General features: G+C 61.3%; 15 protein-coding genes. 11 read left to right on the forward strand and 4 right to left on the reverse strand.

Annotated elements, in window-relative coordinates:
- The first annotated feature begins 101 nt into the window (after positions 1-101).
- The 4 genes from GUC32_RS22985 (at position 102) to GUC32_RS23000 (ending at position 5,883) form a co-directional block, all read left to right on the forward strand.
- Positions 102-2,435, forward strand: coding sequence for a Tex family protein (locus GUC32_RS22985; protein WP_043138931.1), 2,334 nt, complete (start codon positions 102-104; stop codon positions 2,433-2,435).
- A 606-nt stretch (positions 2,436-3,041) separates the two neighbouring features.
- Positions 3,042-3,266, forward strand: coding sequence for a ferrous iron transporter A (gene feoA, locus GUC32_RS22990; protein ID WP_043139125.1), 225 nt, complete (start codon positions 3,042-3,044; stop codon positions 3,264-3,266).
- Positions 3,267-3,328: 62 nt separating this feature from the next.
- Positions 3,329-5,644, forward strand: a complete 2,316-nt coding sequence (feoB, locus tag GUC32_RS22995; protein WP_060448470.1) for a Fe(2+) transporter permease subunit FeoB — start codon at positions 3,329-3,331, stop codon at positions 5,642-5,644.
- Positions 5,644-5,883: a FeoC-like transcriptional regulator gene (locus tag GUC32_RS23000; protein WP_033639206.1), complete on the forward strand. Its 240-nt coding sequence runs from the start codon at positions 5,644-5,646 to the stop codon at positions 5,881-5,883. The genes feoB and GUC32_RS23000 overlap by 1 nt, the downstream gene beginning before the upstream one ends.
- Positions 5,884-5,924: 41 nt before the next feature.
- Here the strand turns inward: GUC32_RS23000 and GUC32_RS23005 are convergent, their stop codons facing one another.
- Both GUC32_RS23005 and bioH read right to left on the reverse strand, forming a co-directional pair.
- On the reverse strand, positions 5,925-6,209 hold the full coding sequence (locus tag GUC32_RS23005) for a YdgH/BhsA/McbA-like domain containing protein (RefSeq protein WP_004930765.1): 285 nt from the start codon (positions 6,207-6,209) through the stop codon (positions 5,925-5,927).
- Between the two features lie 270 nt (positions 6,210-6,479).
- A complete protein-coding gene (bioH, locus tag GUC32_RS23010; protein ID WP_025304556.1) occupies positions 6,480-7,250 on the reverse strand; it encodes a pimeloyl-ACP methyl ester esterase BioH in 771 nt (256 codons plus the stop codon).
- Between the two features lie 40 nt (positions 7,251-7,290).
- Here bioH and gntX point away from each other — a divergent pair, with 40 nt between their 5' ends.
- Together gntX and nfuA are read left to right on the forward strand one after the other, a co-directional pair.
- Entirely contained in the window at positions 7,291-7,974 is a 684-nt protein-coding gene (gntX, locus tag GUC32_RS23015) for a DNA utilization protein GntX (RefSeq protein ID WP_099817011.1), read from the forward strand.
- Positions 7,975-8,032: 58 nt separating this feature from the next.
- Positions 8,033-8,608, forward strand: coding sequence for a Fe-S biogenesis protein NfuA (gene nfuA, locus GUC32_RS23020; protein WP_025304558.1), 576 nt, complete (start codon positions 8,033-8,035; stop codon positions 8,606-8,608).
- 184 nt (positions 8,609-8,792) lie between these two features.
- Here nfuA and malQ read toward each other — a convergent pair whose 3' ends face one another.
- Positions 8,793-10,883 carry a 4-alpha-glucanotransferase gene (gene malQ / locus GUC32_RS23025; protein WP_151429168.1) on the reverse strand — a complete coding sequence of 697 codons (2,091 nt, stop codon included), beginning with the start codon at positions 10,881-10,883 and terminating at the stop codon, positions 8,793-8,795.
- Between the two features lie 9 nt (positions 10,884-10,892).
- Entirely contained in the window at positions 10,893-13,298 is a 2,406-nt protein-coding gene (gene malP / locus GUC32_RS23030) for a maltodextrin phosphorylase (protein WP_369435453.1), read from the reverse strand.
- A 460-nt stretch (positions 13,299-13,758) separates the two neighbouring features.
- On the opposite strand from malP, the gene malT reads away from it, so the two are divergent.
- The 5 genes from malT to glpD all read left to right on the forward strand — a co-directional run bounded on the left by malT (position 13,759) and on the right by glpD (position 20,454).
- Complete coding sequence (malT, locus tag GUC32_RS23035) at positions 13,759-16,473, forward strand: HTH-type transcriptional regulator MalT (RefSeq protein ID WP_060435144.1); 2,715 nt, start codon at positions 13,759-13,761, stop codon at positions 16,471-16,473.
- Positions 16,474-16,555: 82 nt separating this feature from the next.
- The gene (gene glpE, locus GUC32_RS23040; protein ID WP_004930790.1) at positions 16,556-16,882 is read left to right on the forward strand and encodes a thiosulfate sulfurtransferase GlpE; all 327 of its coding nucleotides are present in this window, start codon (positions 16,556-16,558) and stop codon (positions 16,880-16,882) included.
- Positions 16,883-17,054: 172 nt separating this feature from the next.
- Positions 17,055-17,891, forward strand: a complete 837-nt coding sequence (gene glpG, locus GUC32_RS23045; protein ID WP_043138958.1) for a rhomboid family intramembrane serine protease GlpG — start codon at positions 17,055-17,057, stop codon at positions 17,889-17,891.
- A gap of 50 nt (positions 17,892-17,941) precedes the next feature.
- Positions 17,942-18,700 (forward strand): DeoR/GlpR family transcriptional regulator, encoded by a 759-nt coding sequence (locus tag GUC32_RS23050; protein ID WP_004930797.1) that lies wholly within the window; start codon positions 17,942-17,944, stop codon positions 18,698-18,700.
- A 245-nt stretch (positions 18,701-18,945) separates the two neighbouring features.
- The gene (gene glpD, locus GUC32_RS23055; RefSeq protein WP_043138961.1) at positions 18,946-20,454 is read left to right on the forward strand and encodes a glycerol-3-phosphate dehydrogenase; all 1,509 of its coding nucleotides are present in this window, start codon (positions 18,946-18,948) and stop codon (positions 20,452-20,454) included.
- Positions 20,455-20,478: the final 24 nt, after the last annotated feature.

Here is a 20,478-nt window from a genome sequence, read left to right on the forward strand (position 1 = left end):
CGCGGCCGCGCGGCGGCGGCCCGCTCCACTGGCATTTTCCGCGATCAATCCGTATAACTGTCCCCTGTTTATTCACCGTTCTCAATACAGATACCAGACCTATGAATGACCCACTGAGCCGCATTATTGCAACAGAACTGCAGGCCCGGCCGGAGCAAGTCGACTCCGCCATCCGTCTGCTGGATGAAGGTAATACCGTGCCGTTTATTGCACGCTATCGTAAGGAAGTCACCGGGGGCCTGGACGACACCCAACTGCGCCAGCTGGAAACCCGCCTGGGTTATCTGCGTGAACTGGAAGATCGTCGTCAGACCATCCTGAAGTCGATCGATGAACAGGGCAAACTGACCGAACAGCTGGCGGGGGCGATCAACGCCACGCTGAGCAAGACCGAACTCGAAGACCTCTACCTGCCGTACAAACCGAAGCGCCGCACCCGTGGCCAGATCGCCATCGAAGCCGGTCTGGAACCGCTGGCGGACACGCTGTGGCAGGATCCGCAACAGCAGCCGGAACAGCTGGCTGAACGCTACGTCGACGCCGACAAGGGCGTGGCGGACGTGAAAGCCGCCCTCGACGGCGCGCGCTATATCCTGATGGAGCGCTTCGCCGAAGACGCCGCGCTGCTGGCCAAGGTGCGCGACTACCTGTGGAAAAACGCCCATCTGGTGTCCAAAGTGGTCGAGGGCAAGGAAGACGAAGGCGCCAAGTTCCGCGACTACTTCGATCACCACGAACCGATTTCCCAGGTGCCTTCGCACCGCGCGCTGGCAATGTTCCGCGGCCGCAACGAAGGTGTGCTGCAGCTGGCGCTGAACGCCGATCCGCAATTTGAGGAAGCGCCGCGCGAAAGCCAGGCGGAGCTGATCATCATCAATCACCTCAACCTGCGCCTGAACAACGCCCCGGCCGACGCCTGGCGTAAGGCGGTGGTCAACTGGACCTGGCGCATCAAGGTGCTCCTGCACCTGGAAACCGAGCTGATGGGCACGGTGCGCGAACGCGCGGAAGACGAAGCGATCAACGTGTTCGCCCGCAACATGCATGATCTGCTGATGGCCGCGCCGGCCGGCATGCGCGCCACCATGGGCCTCGATCCAGGCCTGCGCACCGGGGTGAAAGTCGCCGTGGTCGACGCGACCGGTAAACTGGTGGCCACCGACACCGTCTATCCGCACACCGGGCAAGCGGCCAAAGCCGCCGCCATCGTCGCGGCGCTGTGCATCAAACACAATGTAGAGCTGGTGGCCATCGGCAACGGCACCGCTTCGCGTGAGACCGAGCGTTTCTATCTCGACCTGCAAAAGCAGTTCAGCGACGTCCGGGCGCAGAAAGTGATCGTCAGCGAAGCGGGCGCATCGGTGTACTCCGCGTCCGAACTGGCGGCGCTGGAATTCCCGGATCTCGACGTGTCGCTGCGCGGCGCGGTATCCATTGCCCGTCGCCTGCAGGATCCGCTGGCGGAGCTGGTGAAGATCGATCCGAAATCCATCGGCGTCGGCCAGTATCAGCACGACGTCAGCCAGAGCCAGTTGGCGAAGAAGCTGGATTCGGTGGTGGAAGACTGCGTGAACGCCGTCGGCGTCGATCTGAACACCGCATCGGTACCATTGCTGACCCGCGTGGCCGGCCTGACACGCATGATGGCGCAGAACATCGTCAACTGGCGCGACGAGAACGGCCGCTTCAGCAACCGTGAACAGCTGCTGAAAGTCAGCCGTCTGGGGCCGAAGGCCTTCGAACAGTGCGCCGGCTTCCTGCGCATCAACCACGGCGACAACCCGCTGGATGCCTCCACCGTTCACCCGGAAGCCTACCCGGTGGTGCAGCGCATCCTGGCCGCCACCGAGCAGGCGCTGCAGGACCTGATGGGCAACGCCTCGGCGGTGCGCAGCCTGAAAGCGGTCGATTTCACCGACGACAAGTTCGGCGTGCCGACGGTCACCGACATCCTGAAAGAGCTGGAGAAGCCGGGCCGCGACCCGCGTCCGGAGTTCAAAACCGCCACCTTTGCCGAAGGCGTGGAAACCCTCAACGATCTGCAGCCGGGGATGATCCTGGAAGGGTCGGTCACTAACGTCACCAACTTCGGCGCCTTCGTGGATATCGGCGTGCATCAGGATGGCCTGGTGCACATCTCCTCGCTGGCGGACAAGTTCGTCGAAGATCCGCACACCGTGGTGAAGGCCGGCGACATCGTCAAAGTGAAGGTGATGGAAGTCGATCTGCAGCGTAAACGCATCGCGCTGAGCATGCGCCTGGATGAGCAACCGGGCGAAGGTTCACCGCGCCGCGGCGGCAACGCGCCGGCACAGGCACGCGACAACGCCAACCGTTCGGCAGGCGGCAACAAGGCCAAACCGCGCAATGCGGCGCCGGCCGGCAACAGCGCCATGGGCGACGCGCTGGCGGCGGCATTCGGCAAGAAACGCTAAGCCAGAGCCAACAGGGCGGAGCCTGCTCCGCCCTTTCTGATGAATAAAACTTGCTGCATTTCTTGACCCGTCTCAATAAACCATCATCTTTTTATTTCCCGTTCCTGCGTGACCGCCCTCCCATTATTCAGGCAACAAAAATGCCTTCTGCAGCCATTTATTAACAACTCCGTTAACACGCATTTTTCATCTCGCGAATTGTGAGAGAAACACAAATGGTTACCGCTCGCATTACGGTGGAATAATGTTATCGAATTGCCTTTCAGCGGAAATAAATAAAGGGAAAAAGCCATCGATATTTGCAAATGAGAAAACTCAGCTACAAATACGTAACTGATTTAACTCGCCATTCTCATTTGTTCCCAAGTGCAAGCAGTGATAAAACATCGTTAATCAAGACAACGCCATTAAAAACTGCCGTCACCATAATAATTGGTTACAATACCCTTACTTTTTGTATTGAACGCGATAATGATAATTACTATTATTTGCACTCACTTTATTGCATGACCTTATGGATGAATACCGCCGACGGCGTGGCATTTTCGCCGGCAACGTCCAATTATCATCAGCCCGATGTTCATCGGCACCCGGAAGGTTAATCACATGCAGCTTCAACCTAAACGCACGTATAAGATTGTCGGCTTTTCCGGTGAAATTGCGCCGGCCTACCGCCAGAAATTGTTATCGCTCGGCATGCTGCCTGGCTCTTCATTCGACGTAGTGCGCGTCGCGCCACTGGGCGATCCGATAGAAATTAAAACTCGCCGCGTCAGCCTGGTGCTGCGCAAGAAGGATCTGGCGCTGCTGCAGCTCGACGGCCAGCCCTGACCTCCGTTTGCCGACGCGCTCTTGCGCCGGCGCTGTTCTCCTTCAAGACGACACGCTGAACTATGAAAAAACTCACCATCGGCTTAATCGGTAACCCGAACTCCGGCAAAACCACGCTGTTCAACCAGCTGACCGGCGCACGCCAACGGGTCGGCAACTGGGCGGGCGTGACGGTCGAACGCAAAGAAGGCCATTTCACCACCCCGCAGTCCGACGTGCGGCTGGTCGATTTGCCCGGCACCTACTCCCTGACCACCATTTCAGAGCAAACGTCGCTCGATGAGCAGATCGCCTGCCATTACATTTTGAGCGGCGACGCCGATCTGCTGATCAACGTGGTCGACGCCTCCAACCTGGAGCGCAACCTCTACCTGACGCTGCAATTGCTGGAGCTGGGCATCCCCTGCATCGTGGCGCTGAACATGCTCGACATCGCCAAAAGCCAGCATATCGATATCGACGTCGCCGCGCTGTCGGCGCGCCTCGGCTGCCCGGTAGTACCGATGATCTCCACCCGCGCCGACGGCATCGGCGTGCTGAAACAGATGATCGACAATCATCGCATCAACGAACAGCAGGCGCTGGTGAACTACCCACCGTTGCTGCTGAAAGCGGTCGCCACGCTGAGCAACGCCATGCCGCAAACGCTGCCGGCAGTGCAACGCCGCTGGCTGGCATTGCAGATGCTGGAGGGCGACATCTACAGCCACCGGCTGGCCGGTCCCGCCGTCGCGCTGCTGCCTGCGGCCATTCAGACGTTGCAACAGCAGGAGCAAGAAGACCCGGCGCTGGTGATCGCCGACGCGCGCTACCAGTCTATCGCCACCCTGAGCGACGCGGTCAGCAACTCGCAGCAGGCGATGCCCAACCGCCTGACCGATATGCTGGATAAAGTGATCCTCAACCGCTGGCTGGGCGTGCCGATCTTCCTGTTGGTGATGTACCTGATGTTCCTGCTGGCGATCAATATCGGCGGCGCGCTGCAGCCGATCTTCGATATCGGCTCGGCGGCGATCTTCATTCAGGGCATTCAGTGGCTCGGCTACACCCTGCACTTCCCCGGCTGGCTGACCGTATTCCTGGCGCAGGGCGTCGGCGGCGGCATCAACACCGTGCTGCCGCTGGTGCCGCAGATCGGCATGATGTACCTGTTCCTGTCATTCCTGGAAGACTCCGGCTACATGGCGCGCGCGGCGTTCGTGATGGATCGCCTGATGCAGGCGCTCGGGCTGCCGGGCAAATCCTTCGTGCCGCTGATCGTCGGCTTCGGTTGCAACGTGCCGTCCATCATGGGCGCCCGTACGCTGGACGCCCAGCGCGAGCGCCTGATCACCATCATGATGGCGCCGTTCATGTCGTGCGGCGCCCGTCTGGCGATCTTCGCGGTGTTCGCCGCCGCCTTCTTCGGCCAGGACGGTGCTGGGGTGGTGTTCTCGCTATACATGCTCGGCATCGCGGTGGCGATCCTGACCGGCCTGGTACTCAAATATACCCTCATGCGCGGCGAAGCCTCGCCGTTCGTCATGGAGCTGCCGGTTTACCACGTGCCGCACCTGAAAAGCCTGCTGCTGCAAACCTGGCAGCGGTTGAAAGGCTTCGTGTTGCGCGCCGGTAAGGTGATCGTAGTAGCCAGCATATTCATCGGCGGCCTGAACAGCTTCTCGTTCAGCGGCAAAACGGTCGACAACATCAACGACTCCGCGCTGGCCTCGGTCTCCAAGGTGCTGACGCCGCTGCTGCAGCCGATGGGCGTCCACAGCGATAACTGGCAGGCCACCGTCGGTCTGGTGACCGGCGCGATGGCGAAAGAAGTGGTGGTCGGCACGCTGAACACGCTGTATACCGCCGAGCACATCAACAAAGAGGCGTTCGACGCCGCCAACTTCAACCTGCTCGATGAGCTGGGCGGCGCGCTGCAGGAAACCTGGGACGGCCTGAAAAATACCTTCAGCCTGAGCGTGCTCTCCAACCCGATCGAAGCCAGCAAGGGCGACGGCGAGATGGGCGTCGGTTCGATGGGCGTGATGAGCAGCAAATTCGGCTCCGGCATTTCCGCCTACAGCTACCTGATCTTCGTGCTGCTGTATGTGCCTTGCGTCTCGGTGATGGGCGCCATCGCACGTGAATCAAGCCGCGGCTGGATGACCTTCTCAATCCTGTGGGGGCTGAACGTGGCCTACTCGCTGGCGACGCTGTTCTATCAGGCGGCCACCTTCAACCAACACCCGCAGTACAGCCTGACGGCGATCCTGGCGGTGGTGCTGGTGAACCTGCTGGTGCTGTTCGGCCTGCGCCGGGCGCGCAGCCGCGTCACGGTGCGCCTGGGCAACGCCACGCCGGCGGCCTGTTGCCAGAGCGCCAAAGGGAGCTGTCACTGATGGCCGGGCTGCTGCAGGTGCGCGATGCGCTGGCGCTGCGCGGCAGCGCCCAGGCGCAGCAGCTCAGCCAATCGCTGGCGACGCCGTTGCCGCTGGTGCAGGCGATGCTGGATCGTTTGACGGCAATGGGGAAAGTGGAACGTATCGAACAGGATGGCGGCGCCTGTCTGAGCGGCAGTTGCAAAAGCTGCCCGCAGGGCCAGGGATGCAGCACGGTGTTCTACCGGCTGAAGGCCTGACGATCAGGGGCGCCGCAGCGGCGCCCCTTGCCGTTCAAGGCTTATTGCTTGTCTTTGTAAACTTCGGCGATGGCGCTGAATTTACCGTGTTCGCGGCCCGCCAGGATCACGTAGTATTGACCGCCCTTTTCGTCTGCCAGTTTGGACAGCTCTTCCTTGGCATCCATCGGTGACGTGGTTTCCGCCGTCGTGGTGACGGTGCCGATCTTCTCGTATTTACCCGGATTCTTATCCAGATCTTCCTTGGTCAGCAGGGTTGCCGCCATGGAGCCGAAAGACACCGAACCCAGCACTGCCGCTGCAATAATCATCTTCAATGATTTCATGACACTAACCTCTCAATGGATAATTTATCTGTTATGAAAGCCGTCAAGGATCCATGCGTAGTACCGCAGGCTGCCGCGACATCCTCAGGCCTCGTTGCTTTCCCTGACGGGGCCTGTTTCCCAGAGACGAAACGCCAAAATGAAAAGCGCCGCACGCGGTCTTTTCATTTTGCAGCCAACGCATTGACTCACTAAGTATTGAACAGCTTTGTCTTTTATCCACCCGGCGGCGTTTTTTTTCGCGCTCTATCGTGCGTTTTCACGCTGCATTCAATGTGCTGCAATAAACGCTTCGATCATCGTCACAAATTCATCGGGATGAGAGATAAATGGCGCATGGGCGGCTTTGGCCACGATCTGCGACGTAGAGTTCGGCCAGTCGGCGTCGAGCAGCTCGGCGACCTTGCGCGGCACCAGCCCGTCCAGATAGCCGTAGATCCGCAGCAGCGGCAGCGTCAACTCCGCCAGCGGTGCACGCAGATCGGCTGTGCGCAAGATCTCCAGCCCACCGTTCAGCACCTCGACGCTCGGCGTCGGTTGGTTGAGCACCACCGCTTTCAGTTGGCGCGCATCCTGACGCGCGCTCTCAGTGCCCAGCGTCTGCAGCGCCAGAAAACGCTCGACGGTGCGCTGGAAATCCAGGCTCAGCTGATGCTGGAAACCGCTCAGCACATCCGGGCGGATCCCCGGCCACTCATCGCGGGCGGCAAAGCACGGCGAGGAGGCTACGGTGATAAGCCCCTTGACTCGCTCGGGCTGCATCAGCGCCGCCTGGCTGGCCACCAGCCCACCGAGCGACCAGCCAAGCCACCAGGACTGCGGCGGGGCAGCCGCCAGCACGATTTCCGTCATCTGCTCCAGCGACAGGGCACCGAACCCCTGGCTACGGCCGTACCCCGGCAGATCGACCAGGTGCAGGCGAAAATGCGGCGTCAGTCGCGCCTGAATGCAACTCCACACTTCGGCGTTCAATCCCCAGCCGTGCAGCAGCACAAGATCGCGTTCGCCTTCGCCTATTGTTTGCCAGTACAGCGCTGTCATTGGTTATTGTCCTTTCATACTTATCCGTCACGGAGACGCTATGCTATCAATCCGCAGCCGTTGTTGGCTATGCCGACAACCGTTGAGCCTGATCCGTCATGGCATCTGCAGCTGTTGCCTGCGTCATCTGCCGGCCCACCCGCCGTGTTGCCCGTGCTGCGGATTGCCCGCCGGGAAGACGCGAACGCCCTGCGGCCGCTGCCTGCAACGGCCACCGCCCTGGCAACGGCTGGTGTTCGTCGGCGACTACGTTGCGCCCCTCAGCCAACTGGTAAAAAGGTTCAAGTTCCACCGCGCGCCCGAGCTGGCGCCGACGCTAGCGCGCCTGATGTTGTTGCGGTGGCAGCAGGCGCGCAGAGAGCAGTATCTGAACAGACCCGACCTGATTTTAGCGGTACCCTTGTATGCAACACGCTGCTGGCACCGTGGTTATAACCAGAGCGATCTGTTGGCCCGGCCGCTGGCGCGCTGGCTGGGCTGCACCTATCAGCCCGCCGCCTTGCGCCGGGTGCGCAAAACCGCCCCGCAACAGCGGCTGAGCGCCGGGGTACGCAGGCGCAATCTGCAACGCGCGTTCGTTTGCGTGGCATCGGTCGCCGGCCGGCATATCGCCCTGGTGGATGACGTGGTGACCACCGGCAGCACCGTCGCGCAGATAGCGGCGCTGCTGCAGCGGCAAGGCGCCGCCTCGGTGCAGATATGGTGCATTTGCCGCACGTTGTAGTGCCACGGCAATGGGCGTATTATAACCGACTATAGAAGTCAACTATTGAGCTAATGCTATGATCCGTATAACAGATACTGCACAGGAACACTTTGCCAAACTGCTGGCAAATCAAGAAGAAGGCACCCAAATCCGCGTATTCGTGATCAACCCGGGCACGCCGACGGCCGAATGCGGTGTCTCTTATTGCCCGCCGGACGCGGTAGAAGCGACGGATACCGAACTGAAGTTCGACAAACTGTCCGCCTATGTCGATGAGCTGAGCGCGCCGTATCTGGAAGACGCCGAAATCGACTTCGTGACCGACCAACTGGGTTCTCAGCTGACGCTGAAAGCGCCAAACGCCAAAATGCGCAAGGTCGATGACGACGCGCCGCTGATGGAGCGCGTGGAATACGTGCTGCAGTCGCAGATCAACCCACAGCTGGCGGGCCACGGCGGCCGCGTAACGCTGATGGAGATCACCGACGACAACATGGCGATCCTGCAGTTCGGCGGCGGTTGCAACGGTTGTTCGATGGTCGACGTCACGCTGAAAGAAGGCATCGAGAAAGAGCTGCTGCAGAAATTCCCGGAGCTGAAAGGCGTGCGTGACCTGACCGAGCACCAGCGCGGCGAGCACTCCTACTATTGATACCCTTCTTACTTGAAGTTGCAGCGTTGTTGGCCGCATGCGCGCACCCCAGTCACTTACTTAAGTAAGCTCCTGGGGATTTACGCACTTGCCGCCTAGCTGCAACTCCAATTAATTCGGGTATCCGTCATTTGGATGGGACTAAAGTTCTCGTCCTTTGACCTAATACAACGACACCTCATCGTCACCCCACCGACACCTTGCGGCGCCGCTTGTCCAAATCCTTCAGTAAGCGGTTTATGTGCGGGTCGGCAAACATCTCCTCCAGCGTCTGGGTCAGCTTGCGCCGCCAGTTAGGGTACTGATCGCTGGTACCGGGAATATTGACCGGATCGGCCATATCCAGCCAGTCTTCCGGCTGCAGGCCGAGCAAGGCGCTGGCGCTGTCGGCGACATAGCGCTGTAGGCCGCGGTTGAGCAGCGGGCTCATGCCGAGCAGCGCTGCCTTCTTGCCCACCTTCTGCGGCACGCAGCCATAACGATGCAATCCATCCAGCAGCCCCTGCTTGGCGCGTTCCCGATCGGCGAACAGCGCCCGCAGGATCTCCGCGTCCGGGTAAAGACCCAGCCGGTTGCCGAGCGTTAGATCGTCGCTTTGCCAGTAGCCGCGCAGCGTCGGCAGATCATGGGTGGTGATGGTCGCCATCGCCTGCACCGGATAGGCCTGCGGCGCGCGGAAATGGTGTTCACCGTCGCTTTCGAAATAGAGCACTTTGTAGGAATAGACGCCGCTGTCGCGCAGCTTGCCGACGATTTCCACCGGCACCGTGCCGAGATCCTCGCCGATCACCATGCAACGGTGGCGCTGGCTTTCCAGCGCCAACACCGCCAGCAGATCGTCCACCGGGTATTTGACGTAGGCGCCGCGATCGGCGGTTTCGCCATACGGGATCCACCACAGCCGCAGCAGCGCCATGACGTGATCGATGCGCAGCGCGCCGCAGTTGGTCATGTTGGCGCGCAAAAGATCGATAAACGGCTGGTACCCGCGTGCCGCCATCACGTGCGGATCCATCGGCGGCAGGCCCCAGTTTTGCCCCAGAGGCCCCAGAATATCCGGCGGTGCCCCGACCGACGCTTTCAGGCAGTACAGTTCGCGGTCACACCAGGTTTCCGCCCCGCCTTCCGCCACCCCGACCGCCAGATCGCGATACAGGCCAATCGGCATCTGCTGCTGCCGGCTCTGGTCAAAACACTGCGCGAACTGCGTGGCCGCCAGCCACTGCAGCCACAGGTAAAAGCGGACCGCGTCCTGATGTTCGGAGCAGAACAGCCGTACCGCTTCGCTCTGCCCCTGCCGATAGCGCTCTGGCCAGGCCGGCCAGCCCCACTGGTGGGCATCTTTGGCCGCCAGATGGGCATGCAGCGCGTCGAACGCCGCCTGCTGATACAGGCTGTCGCCGCCCTCGCTGACGAACTGTTCGAACGCCTGACGCTGCCCGTCGTTTGGCTTGCGCGCCTGAAACAGCGGAAACGCCAGCTTCAGCGCCGCCAGCTTCAGCTGCATCACGGCGGTGTAATCCACCCACTCCGCGGCGCGCGCCTTGGCCAGCTGCTTCTGCGTCGCCGGCTTCTGCCACCAGCGCTGCGCCGCATCGCTGCGCTGGAAATCCTCCACCGCGTTGACGTCGATATACGCCAGATTCAGCCAGCGGCGCGACGAGGGACTGTAAGGGCTGGCGCTCTCCGGATTAGCCGGATACAGCGCATGGATCGGGTTGAGGCCAACGAAGGCGCCGCCGCGCTCCCCCACCTGCTCCACCATCAGACGCAGATCGCCGAAATCGCCGATGCCCCAGTTGCGATCGGAGCGCAGCGTATACAGCTGAACGCAAGCGCCCCACAGCTTCTTACCGGTCAGCAAGGCGTCCGGCTCGAAGCAGCGTCTCGGCGCGACGATCAGCCGGCATGGCCACTGCTGCTCGCCCTGGCTCAGCGTCAATTGGTGGTAACCCACCGGCAGATCGCCGGGCAGCGTCAGGGTCTTGCGCGCGCCGATGCGCCCCTGCAGGCATTCGCCGTCTTCACGTTGCAGCGCCCACAGGTACTCGCCTTCGCCCGCCGGGGTCAGCGCCAGCGGCGCGCCCTGATAGAACACCTTGACCGCCGGTAACGGCGGCGCCGCTCCTTCCTGCTCGACATCGGTTCGGTTCATGGCCGCCAGCAGCTTGCGCTTGGTCTGCGGTTCAATCGCCTGCCGCTTGCCGTGGGCATTGATGAAATCGGCGGCGATCCCCGCCTGCGCTGCCGCCTGATCGATACGCTTGCGATCCATTCGCTCTCCTTAACGTTTGGCTTGCCAGATACGCTGCTGGTAATCGCGGATCGAGCGATCCGAGCTGAACATGCCGACGCGCGCGGTGTTAAGGATAGTCCGCCGCGTCCATTCGTCCCGATCGCGATACAGCTCGTCGACCCGGCGCTGCGCCTGGCAGTACGAGGCAAAGTCCGCCAGCACCAGGTAGGGATCGCCGCCTTCCAGCAGGCTGTGCAGCATCATGTCGAACGCGTGCTTGTCGCCGTGGCTGAAGGTGCCGCTCGCCAGCTCGTCCAGAATCGCCTTCAGGTGCTTGTCTTTCTTGCGGTAGCTGAGCGGATCGTAACCCTTCGCCACTATCGCCTTCACCTGCTCCACGGTATTGCCGAAGATAAAGATATTGTCTTCGCCCACCTGCTCGGCGATTTCGACGTTGGCGCCGTCCAGCGTGCCGACCGTCAGCGCGCCGTTCAACGCCAGCTTCATGTTGCCGGTGCCGGAGGCCTCTTTGCCGGCGGTGGAGATCTGTTCGGAGATATCCGCCGCCGGGATCATCAGTTCGGCCACCGACACGCGGTAGTCAGGGATGAACGCCACTTTCAGGCGATCTTTCACCAACGGATCGTTATTGATCTTCTCGGCCGCCTGATTGATGGCGTAGATGATGTTCTTCGCCAGGTAGTAGCCCGGCGCCGCCTTGGCGCCGAACAGGAAGACGCGCGGCACGATGTCCAGGTTGGGGTTGTCGCGCAGCTGACGATACAGCGACAGGATGTGCAGCAGGTTCAGGTGCTGGCGTTTGTACTCGTGCAGACGCTTGATCTGCACGTCGAAGATCGCGTCCGGGTCAAGTGTCAGCCCCATTACGCCGTGTACGTAATGGGCCAGCGCCACCTTGTTGTCGCGTTTGATCTGCTGATAACGCTGGCGGAACGCCGCGTCGTCGGCGAATTTTTCCAGCCCGCGCAGCGCGTCGAGATCGCTCGCCCACTCCACCTTCAGCGTCTCGTCGATCAGGCCCGACAGCGCCGGGTTGCACTGTTTCAGCCAGCGGCGCGGCGTGATGCCGTTGGTGACGTTATGGAATTTGTTCGGCCACAGCTGGTGATATTCCGGGAACAGATCTTTCACCACCAGATCCGAATGCAGCTGCGCCACGCCATTGACCGCAAAGCCACTGACCACGCACAGGTTGGCCATGCGCACCTGCTTGTTGTGGTGCACCGCCAGTTTGGCCCACACCGCCTCGTCGCCCGGCCAGTGCTTATCCACCAATTTTTTAAACCTGGCGTTGATCTGTTTGATGATGGAGAAATGGCGCGGCAGCAGGCTGCGCACCAGTTTTTCATCCCAGCACTCCAGCGCTTCCGGCATCAGGGTGTGGTTGGTATAGGCGAAGGTGTTGCTGGTGATCGCCCAGGCCGCCTCCCATTCCAGCTGGTGCTCGTCCAGCAGAATGCGCAGCATTTCCGGAATGGCGATGGTCGGGTGGGTGTCGTTCAGCTGGATCACTTCGTACTTCGGCAGCTCTTCAATCTTGCGGCCAGCCTGATGGTGCTTGCGCAAAATGTCCGCCACCGAGCAGGCGCACTGGAAATACTGCTGCATCAGGCGCAGGCGCTTGCCGGCCTGATGGTTGTCGTTCGGGTAAAGCACCTTGGTCAGCTTGTCGGCTTCTACGCCCTGCTTCTCCGCCTGCAAGAATTTGCCGTCGTTGAAATCGCTCAGGTTGAACGGATGCTGATGGGTCGCCTGCCACAGGCGCAGCGGCTGCGCCACGCCGTTGCGATAGCCCAGCACCGGCAGATCCCAGGCTTCGCCGCGCAGGGTGAAGGCCGGGCGCCACCGTTCGCGGCCGTCGGCCTGCTTTTCCAGCTTGCCGCCGATGCCCACGTCCACCGCCAGCGCGGCGTTGTGGCGGAACCACGGATAGCTCTCGCGTTGCCAGTTATCCGGCGCCTCTTGCTGTTGCCCTTCGCGGAACGACTGGCGGAACAGCCCGTACTGGTAATTCAGCCCATAGCCGGTGGCCGGTTGCTCCACCGTTGCCATCGAGTCGAGGAAACAGGCCGCCAGACGCCCCAGCCCGCCGTTGCCCAGCGCCGGATCGGTTTCCTGCTCCAGCAAATCCGCCAGCTTGACGTTCTGCTCGGCCAGCGCCTGCTCGACGGTGTCGTACCAGCCCAGGTTGATCAGGTTGTTCGCCGTCAGCCGGCCGATCAAAAACTCCATCGAGATGTAGTTCACGTGGCGCAGAGATTTGGCGCTTTTGCGCGGCGCTGGCTGTGCGGCCAGCTGCTCGGCCAGCGCCGCACTGACGGCTTCCCACCATTGATGTTGCGTCATCTGCTGTGCGGAACTGAGGCCGAACCGTTGCCACTGACGGGCGAGCGCCGCCAGAAAAGCATCCTTCTTGAGCGTAGGCTGTGACATAAGGAAAACTCTCTATCCAGTAAGTGGGTCAAATTGCCGCTATCGTGCCGGTGAGAAAGCCTGACGGCATCATCCCGCCTGGGGATTAGCTGGGGAGGAGGATTGGGGCGTAGCTGGAATTGTGATCTCAGGCACTGTTTGACTCCCTTGCAACGATGCAAAAAAGCCCGCCAACTCGTGCGGCGAGCACTGAGAACGTTAACCATGACGTTAGCACAAGTATTCGCGCTGCTGAAGTTTTGTCCATGGCCGGAAATGCGATCCGCGACCACATCGCTGCGCGCCGGCGCCAAACGTAAAAAAGTGTGATCAATAGCAACTTAACTCCAAGCCGATGCGGAAGCTTGTTGCAATACGTTTAGGGTTGGCAGAAGTTAGGGGGAGCTATTAATTACGAACCATAAAATAATTAGCGCCACTCCAATCCCGGCGGGAACCGCGATTTATACCCTGGAATACTATGCTGATCCCATCAAAACTGAGCCGCCCGGTACGGCTGCAAAATACCGTGATCCGCGATCGCCTGCTGGCCAAACTGGCCAGCGCGGGCAACTATCGCCTGACACTGGTCAATTGCCCGGCGGGATACGGGAAAACCACGCTGATCGCCCAATGGGCGGCCGGCAAGGCCGATCTGGGCTGGTATTCGCTGGATGAGAGCGACAACCAGCCGGAGCGCTTCGCCAGCTACCTGATTGCCGCGCTGCAGCAGGCCAGCGGCGGCCGCTGCGTCAAGAGCGAGGTGCTGAGCCAGAAACACCAGTACGCCAGCCTGTCGGCGTTGTTCGCCCAGCTGTTTATCGAGCTGGCCGACTGGCACCAGCCGCTGTACCTGGTGATCGACGACTACCACCTGATCACCAACGACGCCATCCACGAAGCCATGCGCTTCTTCCTGCGCCATCAGCCGGAAAACCTGACGCTGATCCTGCTCTCACGCACCCTGCCGCCGCTCGGCATCGCCAATTTGCGGGTGCGCGATCAGCTGCTGGAAATGGGCACGCAGCAGCTGGCATTCACCCACCAGGAAGCCAAACAGTTCTTCGACTGCCGCCTGGCGGCGCCGATGGAACAGCAGGACAGCAGCCGCCTGTGCGACGAAGTCGAAGGCTGGGCCACCGCGCTGCAGCTGATCGCGCTGTCGGCCCGCCAGTCCGCCTCGTCGGCTCAGCTGTCGGCCAAGCGCCTGGCGGGGCTGAACGCCAGTCACCTGTCCGACTACCTGGTAGACGAAGTGCTGGACCACGTCGATGCCGATGCGCGCGCTTTCCTTCTGCGCTGTTCGGTGCTGCGTTCGATGAACGATGCGCTGATCGTGCGACTGACCGGCGAAGACAACGGCCAGCAGCGGCTGGAGGAGCTGGAGCGCCAGGGGCTGTTTATCCACCGCATGGACGACACCGGCGAGTGGTTCAACTTCCACCCGCTGTTCGCCTCTTTCCTGCGCCAGCGTTGCCAGTGGGAACTGGCGCTGGAGCTGCCGGGGTTGCACCGCGCCGCCGCCGAGGGCTGGCTGGCGCTGGGGTATCCGGCGGAGGCCATTCACCACGCGTTGGCGGCCAGCGACGTCAGCATGCTGCGCGACATCCTGCTGCAACACGCCTGGTCGCTGTTCCACCACAGCGAACTGGCCTTGCTGGAGGAGTGCCTCAACGCGCTGCCCTATGAGCGCCTGATCCAAAACCCCAAGCTGGCGCTGCTGCAGGCCTGGCTGGCGCAGAGCCAGCACCGCTACAGCGAGGTCAATACCCTGCTGGAGCGTGCCGAGCGCACCATGCGCGAACAGAAAATCGAGATAGACCAAACGCTGCACGCCGAGTTCGACGCCCTGCGCGCCCAAGTGGCGATCAACGCCGGCAAACCGGAAGAAGCCGAGCGGCTGGCGACCGAAGCGTTGAAATTCCTGCCGCTGTCCAGCTACTACAGCCGCATCGTCGCCACCTCGGTGACCGGCGAAGTGCACCACTGCAAGGGCGAGCTGGCGCGCGCGCTGCCGATGATGCAGCAAACCGAACAGATGGCGCGTCGTCATCAGGCCAACCATTACGCGCTCTGGGCGCTGCTGCAGCAGAGCGAAATTCTTATCGCCCAAGGCTACCTGCAGGCCGCTTACGAAACCCAGGATAAGGCCTTCGAACTGATCCGCGAACAGCACCTGGAACAGCTGCCGATGCACGAATTCCTGCTGCGCATTCGCGCGCAGATCCTGTGGTCGTGGTCACGGCTGGACGAAGCGGAAGACGCGGCGCGCGCCGGGCTGAAAATTCTGGCGAACTACCAACCGCAACAGCAGCTGCAGTGCATCGCCATGTTAGCAAAATGCTCGCTGGCGCGCGGCGATCTGGACAACGCCAATACCCATCTGCAGCGGTGCGAAGCCCTGCTGCACGGCGCTCATTATCATCGCGACTGGCTGACCAACACCGACAAATCGCGGGTGATCCACTGGCAGATGACCGGCGACACCGCCGCCGCCGCCCAGTGGCTGCGCCACACCGAAAAACCCGGTATGGCGGACAACCACTTCACGCAGGGCCAATGGCGCAACATCGCGCGGGTGCAAATCCTGCTCGGCCAGTACGAAGAGGCCGGGGTGGTGCTGGATGAACTGAACGAGAACGCCCGCCGCCTGCGGCTGGTGAGCGATCTCAACCGCAACCTGCTGCTCAGCAACCAGCTCTACTGGCTGCAGGAGCGCAAGGGCGAAGCGCAGCAGGCGCTGATCGAAGCACTGTCGCTGGCTAACCGCACCGGCTTTATCAGCCACTTCGTCATCGAAGGCGAAGCGATGGCGCAGCAGCTGCGCCAGCTGATCCAGCTCAACACGCTGCCGGAGCTGGAGCAGCATCGCGCCCAGCGTATCCTGCGCGACATCAACCAGCATCATCGGCACAAATTCGCGCATTTCGACGAGAACTTCGTCGATAAGTTGCTGACCCACCCGCAGGTGCCGGAGCTGATCCGCACCAGCCCGCTCACCCAGCGCGAATGGCAGGTGCTGGGGCTGATCTATTCCGGCTACAGCAACGACCAGATCGCCGGCGAGCTGGACGTGGCGGCCACCACCATCAAGACCCATATCCGCAACCTGTATCAGAAACTGGGCGTGGCCCATCGCCAGGAGGCAGTGCAGCAAGCGCAGCAGCTGTTGAAGATGATGGGGTACGGCGCGTAAAAACCCTGATATCCCTCTGGTCTTAAACGCCGCCGAGTTGGTTACAATAGCGGCGTCCCCCAATAACGAGGCAGTCAGCAGTATGGAACAGTTCGAAGCGATCAACGTTGAGCAGGCGTACACCCGCTGGAAAGAGGGCAGCGCCGCCCTGGTCGACATCCGCGATCCGCAAAGTTTTGAAGCCGGGCATACGCCGGGCGCCTTTCACCTCACCAACGCCACCCTGTCGGCCTTTATGCAGCAAAACGACTTCGAGCGGCCGGTGATGGTGATGTGCTACCACGGCAACAGCAGCCGCAGCGCGGCGCAATACCTGCTGCACCAGGGGTTCGACGCGGTCTACAGCATCGACGGCGGTTTCGAAGCCTGGGCCCGCCAGTACCCGCAAGACGTGGAAACCTCTGCCTGATCCCCGCCGCCCGCTGCGCATCGGCGGGCTTTTCCCTTCGATTTTATGCGCGTTTTCGCGGGTTTTTCGCAGATCCGTTTGCCAGCGCTCAGGATTTCGACGTTATAATCGGCCGTCAGGGTCATCGGCGAGCAAGCCGCGGCCAAAATCATTCACTTACGACGGAAGAGCAATGGTTAGAGTAATCGCCATATCCAACCCGCGCCTGGCGCTGGCCTTTGTCGACTATATGGCGACCCAGGGCATCCGGCTTGAGCTGCGCAACAGCGGCGAGGCGGCGGAAATCTGGCTGGCCGACGACAGCCACCTCGAGCAGGTGCAACACGAGCTGCAGCAGTTTCTGGTCGATCCGCTCAACCGCCGTTATCAGGCCGCCAGTTGGCAGACCGGCCATACCGACGCCGGCCTGCACTATCAGAGCGAATCCTACCTGCACACCCTGCGCAGCAAGGCCGGGCCGCTGACGCTCGGCGTGATGGTACTGTGCATCGCGGTCTACATCCTGATGCAGGTGCTGGGTGACGATACCGTGATGTACTGGCTCTCCTGGCCGCAAGACAGCAGCCAATACACGCAGCTGTGGCGCTGGGTCAGCCATGCGTTCCTGCATTTCTCCCTGCTGCATATCCTGTTTAACCTGATGTGGTGGTGGTATCTCGGCGGCCAGATGGAAAAACGCCTCGGCGCCGGTAAGCTGTTCGTGCTGGCGGTGGTGTCGGCCTTCTTCAGCGGCTGGGCGCAATCGCTGTTCAGCGGCGCGCTGTTCGGCGGGCTGTCGGGCGTGGTCTATGCGCTGATGGGCTATGTGTGGCTGACGGGGGAACGGGCGCCGGAGCGCGGCCTGATGCTGCCACGCGGCCTGATGGTGTTCTCGGTGCTGTGGCTGGTGGCCGGATATTTCGATATTTTAGGAATGTCGATCGCCAACGCGGCACACGTAGCCGGTTTAGTGTTAGGGTTATTGATGGCATTTTGGGATACGCGTCATCGCGCACACAACGAACAATAACAGCCGGGAGCTGTGCCCAGCGGGCATGGCGGGCGTTTTAGGGGATTATCGTGAAGCAAACACAGCGTCATGACGCAATTATCGAGCTGGTGCGCCTGCAGGGTTACGTCAGCACGGAAGAGCTGGTGGAACATTTTGACGTCAGCCCGCAAACGATTCGCCGCGATTTGAATGACCTGGCCGACCAGAACAAGATCCAGCGTCACCACGGCGGCGCGGCGCTGCCTTCCAGCTCGGTCAACGCTGCCTATAACGATCGCAAGGTGATGTGGTCGGAAGAGAAAGCCCGCATCGCGCAGCGCGTCGCCAGCCAGATCCCGGACGGCGCCACGCTGTTCATCGATATCGGCACCACGCCGGAAGCGGTGGCCCATGCGCTGATGAACCACAAGAACCTGCGCGTGGTCACCAACAACCTCAACGTCGCCACCCTGCTGACCGCCAAGGAAGACTTCCGCCTGATCCTGGCCGGCGGCGAAGTGCGCACCCGTGACGGCGGCATCATGGGCGAAGCCACCCTGGACTTCATCTCTCAATTCCGCCTCGATTACGGCATTCTCGGCATCAGCGGCATCGATATGGACGGCTCGCTGCTCGAATTCGACTATCACGAAGTGCGCACCAAACGCGCGATTATCGAAAATTCCCGCTGCGTGATGCTGGTGACCGACCACTCTAAATTCGGCCGCAACGCCATGGTCAACCTGGGCAACATGAACCTGATCGACTACCTGTTTACCGACCAGCTGCCGCCGCCGAGCGTGATGAAAATCATCGAACAGTACGACGTGCAGCTGGAGCTGTGCTGATTCGGCCTTAACCTGCGGGGCGCGCCGCCGCCCCGTTTTCCACCCCCGCCTCCCTTACCGACAGCCGTTTGCGCGCTCGCGCCATATCCACATCATTTATGTGACTATCATCACCAAACTGTTACCTCTATCACGCCTAAATGTTTTTGTTTGGTTAAGTCTTGGCTTGCTTGTTGGTTTTTGATTACAATCATGAGCGAAAACGAACATGAAAGAGCTATTTCGAACATCTGGAGGAAGATGACGTGGAAACCAAAGACTTGATCGTTATCGGTGGCGGCATCAACGGTGCCGGCATCGCGGCGGATGCTGCCGGGCGCGGGCTGTCGGTACTGCTACTGGAAGCGCAAGACTTGGCCTGTGCTACGTCTTCCGCCAGTTCCAAACTGATCCACGGTGGCCTGCGCTACCTGGAACACTACGAATTCCGTCTGGTGAGCGAAGCGCTGGCCGAGCGTGAAGTGCTGCTGAAGCTGGCACCGCACATCGCGTTCCCGATGCGTTTCCGCCTGCCGCACCAGCCGCATCTGCGTCCGGCCTGGATGATCCGTATCGGCCTGTTCCTGTACGATCACTTGGGCAAACGCACCAGCCTGCCGGGCAGCAAGGGGTTGCGCTTTGGACCAGAGTCGGTGCTGAAGCCTGAACTGAAGCGCGGTTTCGAATATTCCGACTGCTGGGTTGACGATGCTCGCCTGGTGGTGCTGAACGCGCAGGAAGTGGAAAAACGCGGCGGCGAAGTGCGCACCCGCACCAAAGTGACCCGCGCATGGCGTGAAAACGGCCTGTGGATGGTGGAAGCGGTCGATATCGACAGCGGCAAAACCTTCACCTGGCGCGCCAAAGGCCTGGTGAACGCCACCGGCCCGTGGGTGAAAAACTTCTTCGACGACGGCCTGAAGCTGAAATCACCTTACGGCATCCGTCTGATCAAAGGCAGCCACATCGTGGTGCCGCGCGTGCACGATCAGCCGCAGTCTTACATTCTGCAGAACGAAGACCACCGCATCGTGTTCGTGATCCCGTGGAATGACGAGTTCTCCATCATCGGCACCACCGACGTGGAGTACAAAGGCGATCCGAAGGACGTGAAGATCGACGAGAACGAAATCGCTTATCTGCTGAAAGTGTACAACGATCACTTCAAGAAGCAGCTGGGCCGCGACGACATCGTCTGGACTTACTCCGGCGTGCGTCCGCTGTGCGACGACGAGTCCGATTCACCGCAGGCGATCACCCGCGATTACACGCTGGACGTGCACGATGAGCAGGGCAAAGCGCCGCTGCTGTCGGTCTTCGGCGGCAAGCTGACCACCTACCGCAAGCTGGCCGAGCATGCGATGGAAAAACTGGCCCACTACTACCCAGGCTGCGGCCCGGCGTGGACCAAAAACGCCACGCTGCCGGGCGGTGACATCGACGGCGACCGCGACGGCTACGCGGCCAAACTGCGCCGTGCGCACGGCTGGTTGCCGGAAGCTCTCGCGCGCCGCTATGCCCGCACCTACGGCAGCCAGAGCGAGCTGATCCTGGCCGGCGCCAACGGCCTCGCCGATCTGGGCGAAGATTTCGGCCACGGTCTGTATGAAGCCGAGCTGCGCTACCTGACCGAGAAAGAGTGGGTCGTAGAGCTGGCCGACGCCATCTGGCGCCGTACCAAGCTGGGTATGTGGCTGGACGAGGCGCAGCAGGCGCGAGTGAAAGCCTGGCTGGCAGAACACGCGAAAACGAAAGCGCTGTCTCTGGCTTCCTGAGCCGCAGCGTAACGAAAAAACGAA

It is taken from the genome of Serratia sp. NGAS9 (assembly GCF_009905295.1).
Classification (GTDB): Bacteria; Pseudomonadota; Gammaproteobacteria; order Enterobacterales; family Enterobacteriaceae; genus Serratia; species Serratia bockelmannii.

Coding starts and splice junctions, on each gene's coding strand:
- malT (WP_060435144.1), top strand. CDS start 13,759: ATGCTGATCCCATCAAAACTGAGCCGCCCGGTACGGCTGCAAAATACC.
- GUC32_RS22985 (WP_043138931.1), top strand. CDS start 102: ATGAATGACCCACTGAGCCGCATTATTGCAACAGAACTGCAGGCCCGG.
- glpE (WP_004930790.1), top strand. CDS start 16,556: ATGGAACAGTTCGAAGCGATCAACGTTGAGCAGGCGTACACCCGCTGG.
- nfuA (WP_025304558.1), top strand. CDS start 8,033: ATGATCCGTATAACAGATACTGCACAGGAACACTTTGCCAAACTGCTG.
- malP (WP_369435453.1), bottom strand. CDS start 13,298: ATGTCACAGCCTACGCTCAAGAAGGATGCTTTTCTGGCGGCGCTCGCC.
- bioH (WP_025304556.1), bottom strand. CDS start 7,250: ATGACAGCGCTGTACTGGCAAACAATAGGCGAAGGCGAACGCGATCTT.
- malQ (WP_151429168.1), bottom strand. CDS start 10,883: ATGGATCGCAAGCGTATCGATCAGGCGGCAGCGCAGGCGGGGATCGCC.
- feoB (WP_060448470.1), top strand. CDS start 3,329: ATGAAAAAACTCACCATCGGCTTAATCGGTAACCCGAACTCCGGCAAA.
- GUC32_RS23005 (WP_004930765.1), bottom strand. CDS start 6,209: ATGAAATCATTGAAGATGATTATTGCAGCGGCAGTGCTGGGTTCGGTG.
- GUC32_RS23000 (WP_033639206.1), top strand. CDS start 5,644: ATGGCCGGGCTGCTGCAGGTGCGCGATGCGCTGGCGCTGCGCGGCAGC.
- feoA (WP_043139125.1), top strand. CDS start 3,042: ATGCAGCTTCAACCTAAACGCACGTATAAGATTGTCGGCTTTTCCGGT.
- gntX (WP_099817011.1), top strand. CDS start 7,291: ATGCTATCAATCCGCAGCCGTTGTTGGCTATGCCGACAACCGTTGAGC.
- glpG (WP_043138958.1), top strand. CDS start 17,055: ATGGTTAGAGTAATCGCCATATCCAACCCGCGCCTGGCGCTGGCCTTT.